Origin of the sequence: Pseudomonas sp. 30_B, assembly GCF_017491605.1 — a bacterium.
Classification (GTDB): Bacteria; Pseudomonadota; Gammaproteobacteria; order Pseudomonadales; family Pseudomonadaceae; genus Pseudomonas.
In genome coordinates this window covers 162,630-179,870 of record NZ_JAFGYY010000014.1, presented here as the reverse complement: position 1 = coordinate 179,870, position 17,241 = coordinate 162,630, and the positions used below count along the sequence as shown (strand labels likewise).

Sequence of the window (17,241 nt, the reverse complement as noted above, 5' to 3'; positions counted from 1 at the left end):
CCCGCGCACCGCCCTGCCCCACCGCCCATCCCTGCCCTCCATCCGGAGGCACACCATGCTTGAACTGCAGCTCGTTCCCCTGGCGACACAGCCCGGCGAGGGCGTGTTCTTCATCAACGCCTTGGCGCCACCCCAGCAGTTGCACGAAGCCGCCATGCGGCGCCTGACGGCGGTGGAGGATCTGCTGCGGCTGATGGAAGACGACGCCGATCGCGGCCTGATCCATGCCACCGCCCGACTCGCCTCGGCCCTCGTGCCGCTGGTGAGCGAGGCTCGTCAGCTCTATGAGCTGGCGCTGGAGCATCCACGGAACCGGCCGGAGGGGAAGGTCGATGAACGCAGGCCCTGATCCGGCGATTGCGCACTATGCGGCTGCCATGCAGGCCATCGACTCGTTGCGGACGATGTTGCTGCAGTGCAACGACGCACCGGCGCTGGCGTTGCTGGAAACGGCGCGGGAGCACATCGAGCAGGGTTTCTGGCTGGCTCACCTGCGGGTGCTGAGCAATGTCCGGGAGATTGCGGCGACGCCTTATTGCCGGCGCATTCCGCTGACGCCGAGCCAGGGCCGCAACCTCGATCTGCTGCGGCGCGGCATGCATGAAGCGCAGTGCAGCCTGGAACCGGACGGCCTGTCCGCGCCGTGGAATGCGCTGTTCCTGGCGCGCCAGCGCTTCAGCGCAGGCATGGCTCGCAGGTGTTTCGAGACGGGCTACCTGATCCGCTTCTTCCAGTTGCTGCAGGAGGCGCGGCACGGCGTGTCGCACTGGTCGTTCGGCAATCGCTACATCAAGCCGCTTGCCCACCCTCCCCGGCCGACGGCATGACGCAGGCGCCAGGTCGCGCGGAGGGCCGGAGGGAACGCCCCTTCCGGCCTCCGTGCGAGCCTTGCTATCTGGCGCGCGTTACTTGTTCGCGGTCAGCAGGCTGTAGCTGGTGATCAGGTTGCGGTAGTCGGGGATATGGTTGGAGAACAGCGCGGCCAAGCCTTCGATGTCGTTGCGCCAGTCGCGGTGCAACTCACAGGCCACGCCGAACCAGGTCATCATCTGCGCGCCGGCGGCTTCCATGCGGCGCCAGGCGGCATCGCGGGTGACTTCGTTGAAGGTGCCGGAGGCATCGGCCACCACGAAGACGTCGAAGCCCTCCTCCAGTGCCGACAGCGCCGGGAAGGCCACGCAGACCTCGGTCACCACGCCGGCAATGATCAGCTGCTTCTTGCCGGTGGCCTTGACCGCTTTGACGAAGTCTTCGTTGTCCCAGGCGTTGATGTTGCCCGGACGGGCAATGTACGGCGCATCGGGGAACAGGTCTTTCAGCTCCGGCACCAGCGGGCCGTTGGGGCCGTTTTCGAAGCTGGTGGTGAGGATGGTCGGCAGCTTGAAGTACTTGGCCAGGTCGGCCAGGGCCAGGACGTTGTTCTTGAACTTGTCCGGCTCGATGTCGCGTACCAGCGAAAGCAGACCCGTCTGGTGATCGACCAGCAGTACGGCGGCCTGGGTCTTGTCGAGACGGACGTAAGGCTTGCTCATGGCGTTTCCTCGTTTGCAGGTGGAAAGCCCGGCGCAGGGCCGGGCTGGGGTGAGTCAGCGTTGCGAGTCCAATACTTCGTGCTCGGTCACTACCTGCTGCGCCTTGGTGTAGCTTTCGATCAGCAGACGGTAGTGAGGGAAGATTAGGCTATAGGCCTCGGCCCATTGGGCGGCGTCGGGGCGATTCCAGGTGCGCTGGATTTCCGAGGCGACCGCGGCGGTGTCCATCGGCACCACGCCGGCCTGTACCACGCGGGCCAGGGTGATTTCCTGGGCCATCTTCGAATAGGTGCCGGAGGCGTCGATCACGGCAAACACCCGATAGCCGGCGTTGACCGCGCTGATGCTGGGGAAGGCCATGCACACGCTGGTGATGGTGCCGGCAATGATCAGGGTCTTCTTGCCGGTCTTCTCCACGGCGGCGACGAACTCGGGGTTGTCCCAGGCATTGATCTCACCCTTGCGCGCCACGTACTGGGCGTGCGGCGCGGCTTCGTGGATTTCCGGGATCAGCGGGCCATTGGGGCCCTGGGGCACCGAGGCGGTGGTGATGACCGGAATCTTCGCCAGGGTGGCGATCCGCGCCAGGGTGATGGCGTTGTTGCGCAGCTCGGTCATGGGCATGTCCTTGACCGTCTGGAACAGGCCGCTCTGGTGGTCGATGAGCAGCATGGCGGTGTCGTCGGGGTCGATCACCGGACGCTGGCCGTTGAAGTTGGCGATCTGAGAGAAGTTGCTCATGGTGGTTCTCCTCGGAAGGGCCGTCCCGGCCCTCGGTGACCCGCGCATTCCAGCGAGGGAGATGATCCAGACTAAGCACCCGCCAAGTCCGGGATGTGACACTCATCGGCTCAGCTGGCCGAAGCGACCTTCGCGGAAGTCGTCGATGGCTTCGCGAATCTCGCGGTCGCTGTTCATCACGAAGGGGCCGTAGCCGACGATCGGCTCGTTCAGCGGCTCACCGCTGAGCAGCAGGACCACGGCGTCGCTGTCCGCCTCCAGCAGCAGGCTGTCGCCGCGCCGTTCGAACAAAGCCAGTTGCCCTTCGCGCAGGCTTTCGCCGCTGGCCAGTCGCAGGTTGCCGCGCAGGACCACCAGGGCGGTGTTGCGCCCCGCGGTGACCCGCAGGTCCAGCGTGTGGCCCGCGTTCAGGCGCATGTCCCAGACATCCAGCGGACTGAAGGTATGGGCCGGCCCCGCCGCGCCGTCATAGCGGCCGGCGATCACCCGCAGGGTGCCGGCGCCGCCGGGCAGCTCGATCTGCGGAATGTCCGCCGCCAGCAGCGTCTGGTAGGCCGGGGCGGTGCGCTTGTCACGGGCCGGCAGGTTCACCCAGAGCTGCGCCATGTGCAGGGTGCCGCCGCTGCGGCTGAACTCCGGCGAGTGGAATTCCTCGTGGAGGATGCCGTCGCCGGCAGTCATCCATTGCACGTCGCCGGGGCCGATGCGGCCGCCGCCACCGCTGGAGTCGCGGTGTTCCAGTTCGCCCTGGTAGACGATGGTCACCGTCTCGAAGCCGCGGTGCGGGTGCTGGCCGACGCCGCGCGGGCTGGCGCTGGGGGTGAAGTCATGGGGACCGGCGTGGTCCAGCAGCAGGAAGGGGCTCAGGTGCTCGCCCAGGTTGTCGTAGGAGAACAGCGAGCGAACCGGGAAGCCATCGCCGACCCAGTGCGGCCGGGGTGCGCTGTAGATGCCGAGAATCTGTTTCATGGGGTGCCTCCTGTAGTGCATGGGAGACACGATAAATCTGCAACAATGTGGTCGGTAGACGGCGATAATTCACCTCAGAGTTCCATCTGGAGAACACTGAAATGGAAGACCTCAACGATCTCTATTACTTCGCCCAGGTCGTCGAACATGGCGGCTTCGCCCCCGCCGGTCGCGCCCTGGACCAGCCCAAGTCGAAGCTCAGCCGGCGCATCGCCTCACTGGAGGAGCGCCTGGGTGTCCGCCTGATCCAGCGCTCCACCCGGCACTTTTCGGTGACCGAGATCGGCCAGGAGTACTACCGCCATTGCCTGGCGATGCTGGTGGAAGCCGAGGGCGCCGCCGAGGTGATCGAACGCCACCGCTCCGAGCCGCAGGGCGTGGTGCACCTGAGCTGTCCCACCGCCCTGTTGAACTTCTGGGTCGGACCGATGCTGGCGCGCTTCATGGTCGAGCACCCGCTGGTGGCGCTGCATGTGGACGCCACCAACCGCCAGGTGGACCTGATCCAGGAAGGTATCGACGTGGCCCTGCGGGTGCGCTTCCCACCGCTGGAAAGCACCGACCTGGTGATGAAGGTGCTGGGCGAGAGCGGCCAGCGCGTGGTGGGCGCGCCGTCGCTACGTGAACGGCTGACGGCGCGGCCGATTCCTGCCGACGTGGCGGCATTGCCGACGCTGCACTGGGGCTCGGTGCAACGCGAATACCACTGGCAGCTGGACGGTCCCAAGGGCGCCAGCGCCCAGGTGCGCCACCACCCGCGGCTGGTCACCGACGACCTGATGGCGCTGCGCCAGGCCGCGCTGGCCGGAGTCGGCGCGGTGCACCTGCCGGCGGTGGTGGTATGCGAGGACCTCAACAACGGCAGCCTGGTCAACCTGCTGCCGGACTGGTCGCCGCGCACCGGGGTGGTCCATGCGGTGTTCCCCTCGCGGCGCGGACTGCTGCCATCGGTGCGGGCGCTGCTGGACTTTCTCGCCGAGGAGTTCGAGCGCAGCGACATGGCCTGAACGGCGCCCCTTAAGATTGCATTCAGATTCGCGGCGAATACTCCCCCCAACGAATTATCACCATCGTGGGGGGAGTCATGACGCAATCCGAATGGGAGTCGCTGTTTCCGTTCCGCTTCGGCCCGCGCGACACGCACCTGGCGAGCCTGAGCCTGATCGGCCGTGACGACCCGCAACGACGCGAGATCGAAGCCTTCGTGCATGAGCGCTTCGACCGCGTCCACCACGCCGACCTGCATCACTACCTGCCCGAGCTGCTCAGCCTGCGCGACCGCCACGGCGCGCTGGTGGCGGTCGCCGGCATCCGCTTGGCGCAGCAGGAGCCGCTGTTCCTCGAACGCTACCTGGACGAGCCGCTGGAAGGCCCTGTGTCGCGCATCGCCGGTTACGCGGTGCCGCGCCAGGAGTTGGTGGAAGTGGGCAATCTGGCCGTCCGGAACGCCGGCAGCGCGCGCCTGATCATCGTCGCGATGACCTGGCTGCTGGCCGCCCGTGGGCTGCGCTGGGTCGCCTTCACCGGCGCGGCGACGCTGATCAACAGCTTCCACCGCCTGGGCCTGGAGCCAACGGTGCTCGCGCCGGCCGACCCGGCGCGGCTGAACGGCGCACGGCGGGAATGGGGCAACTACTACGACCAGCACCCGCAGGTGTTCACCGGCAGCATCCGCTACGGCCATGAACAGCTGGAGAACAGCGGGGCCTACCAGCGCCTGGGCTTCCCGGTGCTCCTCTACCGTGCGAAGCGCGAATATGCGGCCTGAGCTGGAAGACTTCCTGCACCATCTGCGCCACCATGCCCGCGACCACGGCGAGCGCCTGGCGCTGCGTGGCGCGACCCAGCGCTACAGCTATGCGCAGATGCTGGAGGCCGTGGAGCAACGCGCCGCGCACCTGGCCGCGCAGCCCGGCGGTGCCCTGGCCCTGGCGCTGGACAATGGCCCGGAGGCCCTGATCTGGGACCTGGCCGCGCTGTTCAGTGAACGCCCCTGCCTGATCCTGCCGCCCTTCTTCAGCCCGGCCCAGCGCGCCCATTGCCTGATGCAAAGCCAGGCCAGCCTGGCCCTGGTCGAGCCCGGCATGGAGATCGAACTACGCAGCAACGGTTTCAGCCGTGGCGAGACTTTCTGGTACCGCCCGGCGGTAGTGGATGCCGGCCTGCCCCTGGGAACGGCGAAGATCACCTACACCTCCGGCAGCACCGGCGCGCCCAAGGGCGTGTGCCTGGATGCCGGCGCCATGCTGCGTGTCGCCCGCGAGCTGGAAGCCGCCAGCCGGCCTGCCGAGCCCAGCCGTTACCTGGCCATCCTGCCGCTGGCGGTGCTGCTGGAAAACCTCGGTCTGTATGCCGCACTCTGCGCCGGCGCCACGCTGACCCTGCTGTCCAGCGAACAGATAGGCCTGGGTGGATCGAGCAGCGTGGACTGGAAGCGGCTGCTCGGCGCCATCGCCCTGAGCGGCGCGCAAAGCCTGATCCTGGTGCCGCAATTGCTACTGGGCCTGGTGACCGCCATCGAGCGTGGCGCGATGCGCGTCGGTCCGCTGAAGTTCGTCGCCGTGGGCGGCGCGCGGGTAGCGCCGTCGCTGCTGCAGCGCGCCGCCGCCGTCGGGCTGCCGGTGTTCGAGGGCTACGGTCTCTCCGAGTGCGCCTCGGTGGTCTGCCTGAACCGCCCCGGCGCGGTGCGCCCCGGCAGCGTGGGCCGGCCCCTGCCCCACGTGCAGGTGAAGCTGGCCGACGATGGCGAGGTGCTGGTCAGCGGCTCGGCCCTGCTCGGCTACCTCGGCGAACCACCGCACCTTGGGCAGTGGTGGCCAACTGGCGACCTCGGCCACTTCGACGAAGACGGCTACCTGTACCTCGCCGGCCGCAAGAAGAACCAGTTCATCACCAGCTTCGGCCGCAACGTCAATCCGGAATGGATCGAAGCCGAGCTGACCCAGAACGGCGTGGTGCTCCAGGCCTTCGTCCACGGCGAGGGCCTGCACCAGAACCTGGCGCTGCTCTGGCCGGTGGACCCGGCCTGCACCGACCAGGCCCTGGAACAGGCGGTGCGCCAGTGCAACGAGCTGCTGCCCGACTACGCCCGGGTGCACCGCTGGGCGCGCCTGCCCGAACCCTTCAGCAGCGCCAGCGGCCTGCTCACCCCCAATGGCCGCCCGCGCCGCGCGGCCATCCTCGAGCGCTACCGCGAAACCCTTTCCGAAATGGTCACCGAGTGAGGTGTTGTCCCATGCCCTTCTTCGACACCCTGCAATCCGCCACCGCCCAGGAGCGCGAGGCGCTGTTCGGCGTCCCGGTGATTCGCGAGGCGCTGTCAGGAACCGTCAGCCTGGAGGGCTACATCGCCTTCCTGACCCAGGCCTATTACCACGTCCGCCATACCGTTCCGCTGATGATGGCCTGCGGCGCGCGCCTGCCAGCACACCTGGAGTGGCTGCGCGGCGCGGTATGCGAATACATCGACGAGGAATACGGCCACGAACGCTGGATTCTCGATGACATCACCGCCTGCGGCGGCGACGCCGAAGCCGTGCGCAGCGGTCGCCCGTCGCTGGCCATCGAGCTGATGGTGGCCTTCCTCTACGACCTCATCCAGCGCGGTAACCCGGTGGGATTGTTCGGCATGGTCAACGTGCTCGAAGGCACCAGCATCGCCCTCGCCACCCAGGCCGCCGGCAGCATCCGCAGCAGCCTCGGCCTGCCCCCGGAAGCCTTCAGCTACCTGAGCTCACACGGCGCGCTGGACCAGGGCCACATGCAGACCTACCGCCGCCTGATGAACCGCCTGGAGGACCCGGTCGACCAAGAGGCGGTGATCCACGCGGCAAAGGTTGTCTACCGCCTGTACGCCGACATGTTCCGTGGCCTGCCGCGCGCCCGGGCACAGCAGGACGAGGTGCAGCATGCGCCTGCCTGAATGCCGCGTGCTGCTCACCGGCGCCAGCGGCGGCATCGGTCTGCCACTGGCCGAGCAGCTCTGCGCGGCCGGTGCCCAGGTCCTGGCGGTGAGCCGTCACGCCGGAGCACTGGACGAGCTGATGCGGCGCTACCCCGAACACCTGCGCTGGCAGGCCGCCGACCTGCGCCATGGCGCCGACCGCCATGCCGTGCTGGATGCGCTGCGGCGCAACGGCGGCGCCAACCTCCTGATCAACGTCGCCGGGGTCAACCAGTTCGCCATGCTCGACCAGTTGGAAGAGCCCTGCCTCGACGACATGATCGAACTGAACATCGGCGCCACCCTGCACCTCACCCGCCTGCTGCTGCCGACCCTGCGCGAGCAGCGCCAGGCGCTGGTCGTCAACGTCGGCTCCATCTATGGCTCCATCGGTTATCCCGGCTATGCGGTCTACTGTGCCAGCAAGTTCGCCCTGCGCGGGTTCTCCGAGGCCTTGCGCCGCGAGCTGGCGGACACCTCGGTGAACGTGCTCTACGTCGCTCCGCGCACCACCCGTACCGGCATGAACAGCGCGGCGGCAATGGCACTCAACGAAGCGCTCAAGGCCAGCAGCGACGATCCCCGCGACGTCGCCCGGGCCGTGCTCGCCGCCATCGAAGCTGAACGCAGCGAGCTGTACCTGGGCTGGCCGGAAAAACTCTTCGTGCGCATCAATGGCATGCTGCCCGGTATCGTCGACCGCGCGCTGCGCAAGCAGCTGCCCCTGATCCGCCGCCACAGCCGCCACGAGCAACAGCCCTGACCGCAGCCGCATGGCCCCGAGCGGGCCCAGCGCGGCGAGTTCGATGCTTTACTCAGGGAAATTCAGGCAGGACAGGACTGATCATGCGTTTGCTGTTGGTAGAGGACGACCAGGCACTGGGCGAAGGCGTACGCACCGGCCTGCGCCAGGAGGGCTATACCATCGACTGGCTGCAGGACGGCGCAAGCGCGCTGCACGCCCTGCAGACCGAGGAGTTCGATCTGGTGGTGCTCGACCTCGGGCTGCCACGGCTCGACGGCCTGCAGGTGCTCAGTCGCGTGCGCGCGTCGGGCTCGACGGTGCCGGTGCTGATCCTCACCGCCCGCGACGCCACGGACGATCGCATCGCCGGGCTGGACGCCGGCGCCGACGACTACCTGGTGAAACCCTTCGACCTCAATGAACTCCAGGCCCGCCTGCGCGCGCTGCTGCGCCGCAGCAACGGCCGGGCGCGGGTGCTGATCGAGCACGCCGGGGTGAGCCTCGACCCTTCGACCCAGCAGGTCTTCTTCCAGGGCCGCCCCGTGGTGCTCACGCCCAAGGAATACCAGCTGCTGCACGAACTGCTGGCGCAACCGGGCCGGGTCTTCACCCGCGACCGCCTGACCCAGCTGCTCTATGGCTGGGATGAAAGCGCCGAAAGCAACACCCTGGAAGTGCACATCTCGCACCTGCGCAAGAAGCTGTTCAGCGGCCTGATCCGCACCGTGCGCGGCATCGGCTACCTGGTGGAAGCCTGATGACCTCGCTGCGCAGCCGCACCCTGTGGCGGGTGATGCTTCTGTTGCTGGTGGGCACGGGTCTGCTGGCGCTGTACAACTACCACGACAGCAGCCACGAGATTGCCGAAATCTACGACGCCCACCTGGCCCAGAACGCCCGCCTGCTGCAGGGCGTGATGAGCCTGCCGCTGGCCGGCGCCGAGCGACAGACGCTGTACCACGCCTTCAATGAAGCACTCAGCCAGTCCGGCGAGGGGCGCCCTGGCCACCCGTACGAAAACAAGCTGGCCTTCGCCGTCTGGAGCGATGACGGCGAGCTGCATGTGCGCTCCCCCAGCGCGCCGACCTTCGACACGCCGCCCAAGGCTCCCGGCTTCAGCAACGAGACCCGCGACGCCCAGCAGTGGCGAAGCTTCGTGCTGCCGGTGCCGGCGCAGAAGCTGGTGATCTGGGTGGGCGAGCGTTACGACGTGCGCGACGACCTGGTCGGCCGCATCGTGCGCCACACCCTGATGCCCTACCTGGCCGGCAGCCTGGCGCTGGCGCTGCTGGTCTGGCTGGCGATCGGCTGGGGGCTGGAACCTCTGCAGAACATGGCGCGGGTGATCCGTGGCCGACATGCCGATTCGCTGGAACCCTTGCAACTGGTGCCGTTGCCGCGCGAGCTGGAGCCTATGCAGGCGGCGCTCAACCGCCTGCTCAGCCAGGTGGAATCCCTGCTCCACCGCGAGCACCGTTTCATCGCCGACGCGGCCCATGAAATGCGCACGCCCCTGGCGGTCCTGCGCCTGCACGCACAGAACGCCACCCAGGCGGACAGCGAGCAGGAGCGCCAGAAAGCCCTGGACTTCCTGATCGATGGGGTCGATCGGCTCAGCCGGGTGGTCAACCAGTTGCTGACCCTGGCGCGCCTGGAGCCGGCCGCCGACCGTAGCCACTGGAAGGTGCTGGATGTACAGGCATTGATCACCGACAGCCTCGCCGAGCTGACGCCCTGGATGCTGCGCCAGCAGGTGGAACCGGACCTTGAGATCGCCAGCGGCGATTACCTCACGCGAAGCGATCGCGGCGCGCTGGAAGTGGTCCTGCAGAACCTGGTCAGCAACGCGGTGAACTTCTCCCCCGCTGGCGCCACCGTGCGCATCGCCCTCGAACGCCAGGATGACGACCTGCTGCTGACCGTGCAGGACAGCGGCCCGGGGATAGAGGAAGCCCGGCTGGAGCGGGCCTTCGAGCGGTTCTACAGCGAAGGCAACCCCAATGGCGCAGGCCTGGGCCTGTCCATCGTCAACCGCGCGATGCAACGCCTGGGCGGCGACGTGAAGCTGAGCAACCGTCCCGAAGGCGGCCTCCAGGCCCGCGTGCGTCTGCCCGTGCAGGCCCCGTCCCGCCCCTGAACTTCACCGCACGTCGAGATTATTGGCCTAACCCATTTAGCCGATGGAGATTTTCTTCCGACCTCTTATGCTTACAGAAAAAAGCACCCGCGCTCTGAGGTAAGGAGAAAGGGTCATGGGGAAGAATCTCAAGGAACATGCCACCGCGCCCTGCCGTCTGAAGAAAAAATACCCCGGACGTTCGAGAGTCAGGATGTCGAAGCAGGATGCTAGGAAACCCCCTACAGACGCCGCTGAAGCCCGGCCCTTGCCATCCGCGCATTTCATCTACGTAACTGACTACCCCACCCAGCAATTCTTCATCCATGGCGACGCGTCCGAGGTTTGCAGAGTGATTGGTTTTGCCGCAGAGGTGCCGCCATGGGTAAATCGCTGAAAGAACGTGCGACGGTCATCTGCCGTCTCGACGACAAGATCCTCTTCGTCCGCAAGGCCCGGTCGAAATGGAACCTGCCCGGCGGGCGCATCGAACGGGACGAGCGCCCGGGCCAGGCCGCCTTGCGCGAACTGAACGAGGAAACCGGCCTGCACGCCGCGCAGCTCAGCTACCTCGCGCCGCTGGAGCTGTACCAGACGCTGCACTACGTGTTCGAAACCCCGATCGACCCGGCCCAGCAACCCGTACCGCTGAACGAGATCGCCGATTGCCGCTGGTTCGGCCCGGAAGACGTCGAGCGGCGCAAGATCAACAAATCGGTGCGCCGCCTGCTGCGCACCTGCCTGTCCAGGGCGAGCTGAGCCCCGGCGGGCAACTCGGAGGTGCAAGGCGCCGGTGCTTCGCGGTATCTTCGGCGCCTTCTGAATGATCCCTCTGACAGGACTTTCCACCCATGCGCCGCGTCACCCTGCTCTGCGCCACCCTTTTGTGTTCCGCCACTGCCCTGGCCAAGGTCGAGGTGCAGCCGGTGCAGCACAGCAAGGTCGGCCCGGTGCTGGCGGTGCGCATTTCCGAGGACATCGCCCCTGGGGACTACGAGCGGCTGCTCAAGGGTCTGATGGGCAATCCCGGGAAGTTCGCGCGCAAGGTGGCGTTGCTCGACAGCATCGGCGGCAGCGCGGCGGAGTCGATCAAGATGGGGCGCCTGCTGCGCGAGTCCGGCTTCGAGACGCTGGTGCCGTCCAACAGCCTGTGCCAGGGCTCATGCGTCTACCTGCTGGCCGCCGGCAAGCGCAAGACGGTGCGCGGCTATGTCGGCCTGCACCGTCCCTACTACCCGGGCGGCGACTCGTCCCTGGCCAGCGGCGCGTACAACGCCCGCGGCTACCTGCGCGACATGGACATCCCACTTGCCCTGGCCGACGACATGCAGGGCATCGAACCGCAGAAGATGCGCGTACTCACGCCGCAGGAACTGGAGCGCTACCGCCTGGGCAGCGCTTCCAGCAGCATCAGCGCGCGCTGACGGAAATCCCTTCGGCCACCGACTCCGGCGTCTGCCGGATCGCCCCCAAAGCGGGCTGGCTCAGACGCTCACGCCCGTAGAACGCCAGGGCGGTGCCCAGCATCGTCAGCCACACGAGAATGGCCGACCAGAAGGTGTGCGAAACGAAGTGCCAGCCCTGGGGTACGCGGGTGGTGCCGTAGATCATGCCGATGGTCATCACGGCGATGAACAGCTTGCGGGCGTGCTGCCAGCGATAACGACGGGCGACGAAATACAGCGCCAGCAGGGTGAAACCGCTGGAAGCATGGCCGCCCGGCCAGCAGCGCCCCTCGCCCGCCTCGTGCAGCAGGCTGAAGTTCTCGAACCACTCGCGCTTCTCGTGCACGCCGCCGTAGAGCGTGGTTTCCACCGGGCACCAGACACTGGTGTGGCTCTTGAAGTAATGCACCATGCCGGTGGTGATGGCGATCGATACCACCAGGAAAATGAAGTCGCGGCGATGCGCCACGAACCAGCGCAGCACCGGCGCGACCCGCACCTGCTCCAGCCAGGCGGTGAAGCGTCCCTTGGGCAACAGCGTCCAGACGAAGGACAGCACCATCCCGATCACCGAAAGCTCACCCAGGGAGTTGGGCAGGATGCGCGGCAACTTGTGGGTCAGCTTCTCGAACAGACGGTCGTGCTGCAGCACGAAGGTCTTCGTCAGCGGGTCGTAGAAGTGGTTGCTGATCAGCACATCCAGGTTGGTCAGGTCGAAGGTGCAGAACAGCAGTACCGCCAGAAGCAGCGGTACACCCAGGGTGATCAGGTAGAAACGTGTTGCGGACATGCAGGGTCCTTGCGGGGTCAACGGATCGGTGCGACGGCGGCCCATTGATCGGCATCCAGGTAGCCGAGCAGCTTGGGTGCGGTGCTGCCGTCGCTGATGAGGAACAGCGACGACGCATAGTCGGGCGTCGCCGGTTCGGCGATGCTCACGGTGGCCTCCAGATCCTCGATGCACTCGCTATGGGTCACCAGGATCAGGTTGCGGTGGGGAAGCTTGTGTTGCCGGGCATCGCGCAGCATCGAGCCCCGGCAACTGGCCAGCCACTCCTGCTGCGCCGGGGCCTGGCCGAACATCGAGGCGGCGGTCTGCTCGGCGCGGATTTTCGGGCTGCTGAGGATGTCGCTGTCGGTCAGGCCAAGTACGCGGAAGTGTTCGCCCAGCACCTGGGCTTCAGCCTGGGCACGCACGGTAATGCCTTCGGGCGAGGCCAGGCAGGGGGAATCGGAGCGGTCGCAACGCTCGGCGTGGCGCACCAGGACGATCAGGTCACCCTTGCGCCAGTGCTCGCGCAACGCATCGAGGCTGGCCTGGTCGTGGGCGATGTTCTCGGCGGCTGGCGGGCGAATGAGCCAGAAGCCGCTGATCAGCCCCAGGACGAGTACCACCAGCGGCACCACCAGCAAGCGCTTGGCAAGGATTCGTCGCACGTTACGGGCGAAGGGCATTGGCATTTGATTTCCGCTGGCTGGCATTCGAGGCTGCTTCCCTGCCCTACCCGGAATGCCCTGTGGCACACCGAGACCCTGCCCGCTCCTGGGCTCACATCGCACGGCTGGTTGTCGGATGTCGGGCGAGGAGAACGTAGCGCCGAGAGTGTGAAGATGGCGTCATGAATTGCTGAAGATGTCGTTACCACCCACCTGGACCTTGAGGACGCCGGGCACACGAGCGTTCAGGCCGATGACCGCCCGTCGAGAAGGCGCGCCAGGTGAGCCTCTCTGTCGCCCGGCGACACGCCGGGAGGCATGGGAGTACGGTATAAACAAGGCACTTTGCCACCAGGATGCGCACATGCAGTACGACGCCCCTTCCGACAGCGCGGTATACAAGACCTTGCTCGAATCGACCCAGGCCATCCCCTGGAAGATCGACTGGAAGACCATGACCTTCGCCTACATCGGCCCGCAGATCGAAGCGCTGCTGGGCTGGAGCCAGTCGAGCTGGATCAGCGCCAACGACTGGGCCGAACGCATGCATCCCGAGGACCGCGAGCGGGTCGTGGGCTTCTGCGTGTCGCAGTCGCGCGAGGGCACCGACCACGAGGCCGACTACCGGGCGCTCACCGCCACCGGCGACTACGTGTGGATTCGCGACGTGGTGCACGTGGTGCGCGACGCCAACGGCGAGGTGGAATCGCTGGTCGGATTCATGTTCGACATCAGCGAGCGCAAGCGCGCCGAGGAACAGCTGATCATGCTGCAGCGCCAGCTGGAGGAGTACTCCTACAAGGACGGCCTGACCGGCGTGGCCAACCGGCGCATGTTCGACTCGGTGCTGGACACCGAATGGGGCAGCGCCCAGCGCAGCGGCCAGCCGCTGTCGCTGGTCCTCCTCGATATCGACTACTTCAAGCAGTACAACGACCACTACGGCCACGTCCAGGGCGACGACTGCCTGCGCAGCGTCGGCAAGGCGCTGGCCGGCGCGCTGCACCGCCCGCGCGACTTCATCGCGCGCTTCGGCGGCGAGGAGTTCGTCCTGGTGCTGCCGGAAACCGACAGCGAGGCGGCGGCCCAGGTCGCCGAGCGCTGCCGCCACGTCATCCGCGAGCAGCGCATCGCCCATGAGCAGTCCCGCGTCGCCCCGCTGCTGACCATCAGCCTGGGCGTCGGTACCGCTGTGCCGCATGCGGGGGATCGCCCGCTGGACTTCGTGGCGGCGGTCGACCGGCTGCTCTACCAGGCCAAGCAGGACGGACGCAATCGGCTGGCAGTGGCGCAATGGGCGCGTGGCGAGGACCTGCGACTGGACGGCACGCGCTGATTCGACGACCTGCCCCGACAGGCGCGCCCGGGCTGACTAAGCTCTAACCCACGCGCGCGTGCCGGCGGCAGGCAGCGAAGTTCGGAAACGGACTTCGACCTTTCCGCCAAACTGGCGGTGGGACTGGCCCCGGAGCCGGCATAGCGTAGAGCCGACCCCGTAACCAGGACCCCTGACCATGCACGACATCGACCCCGTGGAAACCCAGGAATGGCTGGACGCGCTGGAATCCGTACTGGAAAAGGAAGGTGAGGACCGCGCCCGCTACCTGATGACCCGCCTCGGCGAGCTGGCCAGCCGCACCGGCACCCAACTGCCCTACGCCATCACCACGCCGTACCGCAACACCATCCCGGCCGGGCACGAGGCGCGCATGCCCGGCGACCTGTTCATGGAGCGACGCATCCGCTCCCTGGTGCGCTGGAACGCCCTGGCCATGGTGATGCGCGCCAACCACAAGGACCCGTCGCTGGGGGGGCACATCTCCACCTTCGCCTCCTCGGCAACCCTCTACGACATCGGCTTCAACTACTTCTTCAATGGCCCCACCGAGGAACACGCCGGCGACCTGATCTACTTCCAGGGCCATGCCTCGCCGGGCATCTACGCCCGCGCCTACATCGAGGGGCTGGTCAGCGACGAGCAATTGGTGAACTTCCGCCAGGAGGTGGACGGCAAGGGCCTCTCCTCCTACCCGCACCCACGGCTGATGCCGCACTTCTGGCAGTTCCCCACGGTGTCCATGGGGCTGGGGCCGATCCAGGCCATCTACCAGGCGCGCTTCATGAAGTACCTGGAAAGCCGCGGCTTCATCCCCGCCGGCAAGCAGAAGGTCTGGTGCTTCCTCGGCGATGGCGAGACCGATGAGCCCGAATCCCTCGGCGCCATCTCCCTGGCCGGGCGCGAGAAGCTGGACAACCTGATCTTCGTCATCAACTGCAACCTGCAGCGCCTTGACGGCCCGGTGCGCGGCAACGGCAAGATCATCCAGGAGTTGGAAGGCGTGTTCGGTGGTGCCAACTGGAACGTGATCAAGGTGATATGGGGCCGCTTCTGGGACCCGCTGTTCGCCAAGGACCATGCCGGCCTGCTGCAGGCGCGCATGGACGAAGCGGTGGACGGCGACTACCAGAATTACAAGGCCAAGGACGGGGCGTACGTCCGCGAGCATTTCTTCGGCGCGCGGCCGGAGCTGCTGGAGATGGTCAAGGACCTCTCCGACGAGGAAATCTGGAAGCTCAACCGGGGCGGCCACGACCCCTACAAGGTCTACGCCGCCTACCATGCGGCGGTGAACCACAAGGGCCAGCCCAGCGTGGTGCTGGCCAAGACCATCAAGGGCTACGGCACCGGCACGGGCGAGGCGAAGAACATCGCCCACAACATCCACGAGATCGACGTCGACAGCCTGCGCGCCTTCCGCGACCGCTTCGACATCCCGATCCGCGACGACGACCTCGCCAAGCTACCCTTCTACCGCCCCGAGGAAGGCAGCGCGGAGGCGCGCTACCTGAAGGAGCGCCGCGCCTCCCTGGGCGGCTTCATGCCCCACCGCCACGGCAACAACCAACGCATCGCGACACCGCCGCTCGACACCCTCAAGGCCATACTCGATGGCACCGGCGACCGGGAAATCTCCACCACCATGGCCTTCGTGCGGATCATCTCGCAGCTGGTCAAGGACAAGGAGCTGGGCCCGCGCATCGTCCCGATCATCCCCGACGAGGCGCGCACCTTCGGCATGGAGGGCATGTTCCGCCAGCTGGGCATCTACTCCTCGGTCGGCCAGCTCTACGAGCCCGTCGACAAGGAACAGCTGATGTTCTACCGCGAGGACAAGAAGGGCCAGATCCTCGAGGAAGGCATCACCGAGGCCGGCGCCATGTCCTCCTTCATCGCCGCCGGCACCGCCTACAGCAATTACCGCCAGCCGATGCTGCCGTTCTACATCTTCTACTCGATGTTCGGCTTCCAGCGCATCGGCGACCTGGCCTGGGCCGCCGGCGACAGCCTGACCCGCGGTTTCCTGCTCGGCGGCACCGCCGGGCGCACCACGCTGAACGGCGAAGGTCTGCAGCACGAGGACGGCCACAGCCACGTGCTGGCATCGGTGATCCCCAACTGCCGTACCTATGACCCGACCTACTCCTACGAGCTGGCGGTGATCATCCAGGAAGGCGTGCGGCAGATGATGGAGGAGCAGCAGGACGTCTTCTACTACATCACCGTGATGAACGAGAACTACCCGCACCCGCCGCTGCCCGAAGGCGCCGCGGCCGGGATCATCAAGGGCATGTACCTGCTCGACGAGGACCGCCGCTCTGCCGCGCATCACGTGCAGCTGCTCGGTTCAGGGACCATCCTGCGCGAGGTCGAGGCGGCGGCGAAGATCCTCCGCGAGGAGTTCGGCGTCGGCGCCGACGTCTGGTCGGTGCCCAGCTTCAACGAACTGCGCCGCGACGGCCTGGCGGTGGAACGCTGGAACCGCCTGCACCCGGGGCAGAAGCCCAGGCAGAGCTATGTCGAGGAATGCCTGGGTGGGCGCCGAGGCCCGGTGATCGCCTCCACCGACTACATGAAGGTCTACGCCGAGCAGATCCGCCAGTGGGTACCGAGCAAGGAATACAAGGTGCTGGGCACCGACGGCTTCGGCCGCAGCGACACCCGCGCCAGGCTGCGCCACTTCTTCGAGGTGGACCGCCACTGGGTGGTGCTGGCCGCCCTGGAGGCCCTGGCCGACCGTGGCGACATCGAGCCGAAGGTGGTGGCCGAGGCCATTGCCAAGTTCGGTCTCGACCCCGAAAAACCCAACCCGCTGGACTGCTAGAACCTGTTCAAGGTCTTGCCGAACGCAGCTCAGGCAAGGCGAGAGCAGGCGAGAAAGCGCAGTTTACGAGCGGTAAATGAGCATTTCGAGCCTGCTCTCAACGCCGCATGAGCAAGTGCAGGCAGACATTGAGCAGGTTCTGAGGAGAGA

19 protein-coding genes are annotated in these 17,241 nt (G+C 66.8%); 14 read left to right on the top strand and 5 right to left on the bottom strand.

The features are described from left to right. Positions 1-55: 55 nt before the first annotated feature. Together J5M67_RS17275 and J5M67_RS17270 are read left to right on the top strand one after the other, a co-directional pair. Positions 56-349 (top strand): hypothetical protein, encoded by a 294-nt coding sequence (locus J5M67_RS17275; RefSeq protein WP_207886561.1) that lies wholly within the window; start codon positions 56-58, stop codon positions 347-349. Beyond that, the gene (locus J5M67_RS17270; protein WP_207886560.1) at positions 333-827 is read left to right on the top strand and encodes a hypothetical protein; all 495 of its coding nucleotides are present in this window, start codon (positions 333-335) and stop codon (positions 825-827) included. Before J5M67_RS17275 ends, J5M67_RS17270 begins: the two co-directional genes overlap by 17 nt. 78 nt (positions 828-905) lie before the next feature. Here the strand turns inward: J5M67_RS17270 and ycaC are convergent, their stop codons facing one another. From ycaC to J5M67_RS17255, 3 genes are all read right to left on the bottom strand, one after another. Continuing rightward, a complete protein-coding gene (ycaC, locus tag J5M67_RS17265) occupies positions 906-1,532 on the bottom strand; it encodes an isochorismate family cysteine hydrolase YcaC (RefSeq protein WP_207886559.1) in 627 nt (208 codons plus the stop codon). A 54-nt stretch (positions 1,533-1,586) separates the two neighbouring features. Then, positions 1,587-2,273, bottom strand: coding sequence for a hydrolase (locus tag J5M67_RS17260; protein WP_207886558.1), 687 nt, complete (start codon positions 2,271-2,273; stop codon positions 1,587-1,589). A gap of 102 nt (positions 2,274-2,375) precedes the next feature. Then, positions 2,376-3,242 (bottom strand): pirin family protein, encoded by an 867-nt coding sequence (locus tag J5M67_RS17255; protein ID WP_207886557.1) that lies wholly within the window; start codon positions 3,240-3,242, stop codon positions 2,376-2,378. A gap of 101 nt (positions 3,243-3,343) precedes the next feature. Between J5M67_RS17255 and J5M67_RS17250 the strand changes: the two genes are divergently transcribed. The 10 genes from J5M67_RS17250 (at position 3,344) to J5M67_RS17205 (ending at position 11,470) form a co-directional block, all read left to right on the top strand. Beyond that, positions 3,344-4,249 (top strand): LysR family transcriptional regulator, encoded by a 906-nt coding sequence (locus tag J5M67_RS17250; RefSeq protein ID WP_207886556.1) that lies wholly within the window; start codon positions 3,344-3,346, stop codon positions 4,247-4,249. A gap of 77 nt (positions 4,250-4,326) precedes the next feature. After that, positions 4,327-5,010, top strand: coding sequence for a thermostable hemolysin (locus J5M67_RS17245; RefSeq protein WP_207886555.1), 684 nt, complete (start codon positions 4,327-4,329; stop codon positions 5,008-5,010). Continuing rightward, on the top strand, positions 5,000-6,466 hold the full coding sequence (locus tag J5M67_RS17240; RefSeq protein WP_207886554.1) for an AMP-binding protein: 1,467 nt from the start codon (positions 5,000-5,002) through the stop codon (positions 6,464-6,466). The genes J5M67_RS17245 and J5M67_RS17240 overlap by 11 nt, the downstream gene beginning before the upstream one ends. 11 nt (positions 6,467-6,477) lie before the next feature. Continuing rightward, positions 6,478-7,164, top strand: coding sequence for a TenA family transcriptional regulator (locus J5M67_RS17235; RefSeq protein ID WP_207886553.1), 687 nt, complete (start codon positions 6,478-6,480; stop codon positions 7,162-7,164). After that, positions 7,151-7,948 (top strand): SDR family oxidoreductase, encoded by a 798-nt coding sequence (locus J5M67_RS17230; protein WP_207886552.1) that lies wholly within the window; start codon positions 7,151-7,153, stop codon positions 7,946-7,948. Before J5M67_RS17235 ends, J5M67_RS17230 begins: the two co-directional genes overlap by 14 nt. Before the next feature lie 83 nt (positions 7,949-8,031). Continuing rightward, the gene (locus J5M67_RS17225; RefSeq protein ID WP_207886551.1) at positions 8,032-8,688 is read left to right on the top strand and encodes a response regulator; all 657 of its coding nucleotides are present in this window, start codon (positions 8,032-8,034) and stop codon (positions 8,686-8,688) included. Then, positions 8,688-10,067 (top strand): ATP-binding protein, encoded by a 1,380-nt coding sequence (locus J5M67_RS17220; RefSeq protein WP_207886550.1) that lies wholly within the window; start codon positions 8,688-8,690, stop codon positions 10,065-10,067. The genes J5M67_RS17225 and J5M67_RS17220 overlap by 1 nt, the downstream gene beginning before the upstream one ends. Positions 10,068-10,182: 115 nt before the next feature. After that, complete coding sequence (locus J5M67_RS17215; protein WP_207886549.1) at positions 10,183-10,443, top strand: hypothetical protein; 261 nt, start codon at positions 10,183-10,185, stop codon at positions 10,441-10,443. Next, complete coding sequence (locus J5M67_RS17210; RefSeq protein ID WP_243434724.1) at positions 10,440-10,805, top strand: NUDIX hydrolase; 366 nt, start codon at positions 10,440-10,442, stop codon at positions 10,803-10,805. The genes J5M67_RS17215 and J5M67_RS17210 overlap by 4 nt, the downstream gene beginning before the upstream one ends. Before the next feature lie 92 nt (positions 10,806-10,897). After that, positions 10,898-11,470, top strand: a complete 573-nt coding sequence (locus J5M67_RS17205) for a hypothetical protein (RefSeq protein ID WP_207886547.1) — start codon at positions 10,898-10,900, stop codon at positions 11,468-11,470. Here J5M67_RS17205 and J5M67_RS17200 read toward each other — a convergent pair. Both J5M67_RS17200 and J5M67_RS17195 read right to left on the bottom strand, forming a co-directional pair. Next, positions 11,457-12,281 (bottom strand): phosphatase PAP2 family protein, encoded by an 825-nt coding sequence (locus J5M67_RS17200; protein WP_207886546.1) that lies wholly within the window; start codon positions 12,279-12,281, stop codon positions 11,457-11,459. The two genes, J5M67_RS17205 and J5M67_RS17200, sit on opposite strands and share 14 nt — an antisense overlap. A 17-nt stretch (positions 12,282-12,298) precedes the next feature. Continuing rightward, complete coding sequence (locus tag J5M67_RS17195; RefSeq protein ID WP_207886545.1) at positions 12,299-12,952, bottom strand: histidine phosphatase family protein; 654 nt, start codon at positions 12,950-12,952, stop codon at positions 12,299-12,301. Positions 12,953-13,292: 340 nt separating this feature from the next. Here J5M67_RS17195 and J5M67_RS17190 point away from each other — a divergent pair, with 340 nt between their 5' ends. Together J5M67_RS17190 and aceE are read left to right on the top strand one after the other, a co-directional pair. Continuing rightward, a complete protein-coding gene (locus J5M67_RS17190) occupies positions 13,293-14,264 on the top strand; it encodes a sensor domain-containing diguanylate cyclase (RefSeq protein WP_207886544.1) in 972 nt (323 codons plus the stop codon). Between the two features lie 178 nt (positions 14,265-14,442). After that, a complete protein-coding gene (aceE, locus tag J5M67_RS17185) occupies positions 14,443-17,091 on the top strand; it encodes a pyruvate dehydrogenase (acetyl-transferring), homodimeric type (protein ID WP_207886543.1) in 2,649 nt (882 codons plus the stop codon). Positions 17,092-17,241 lie beyond the last annotated feature (150 nt).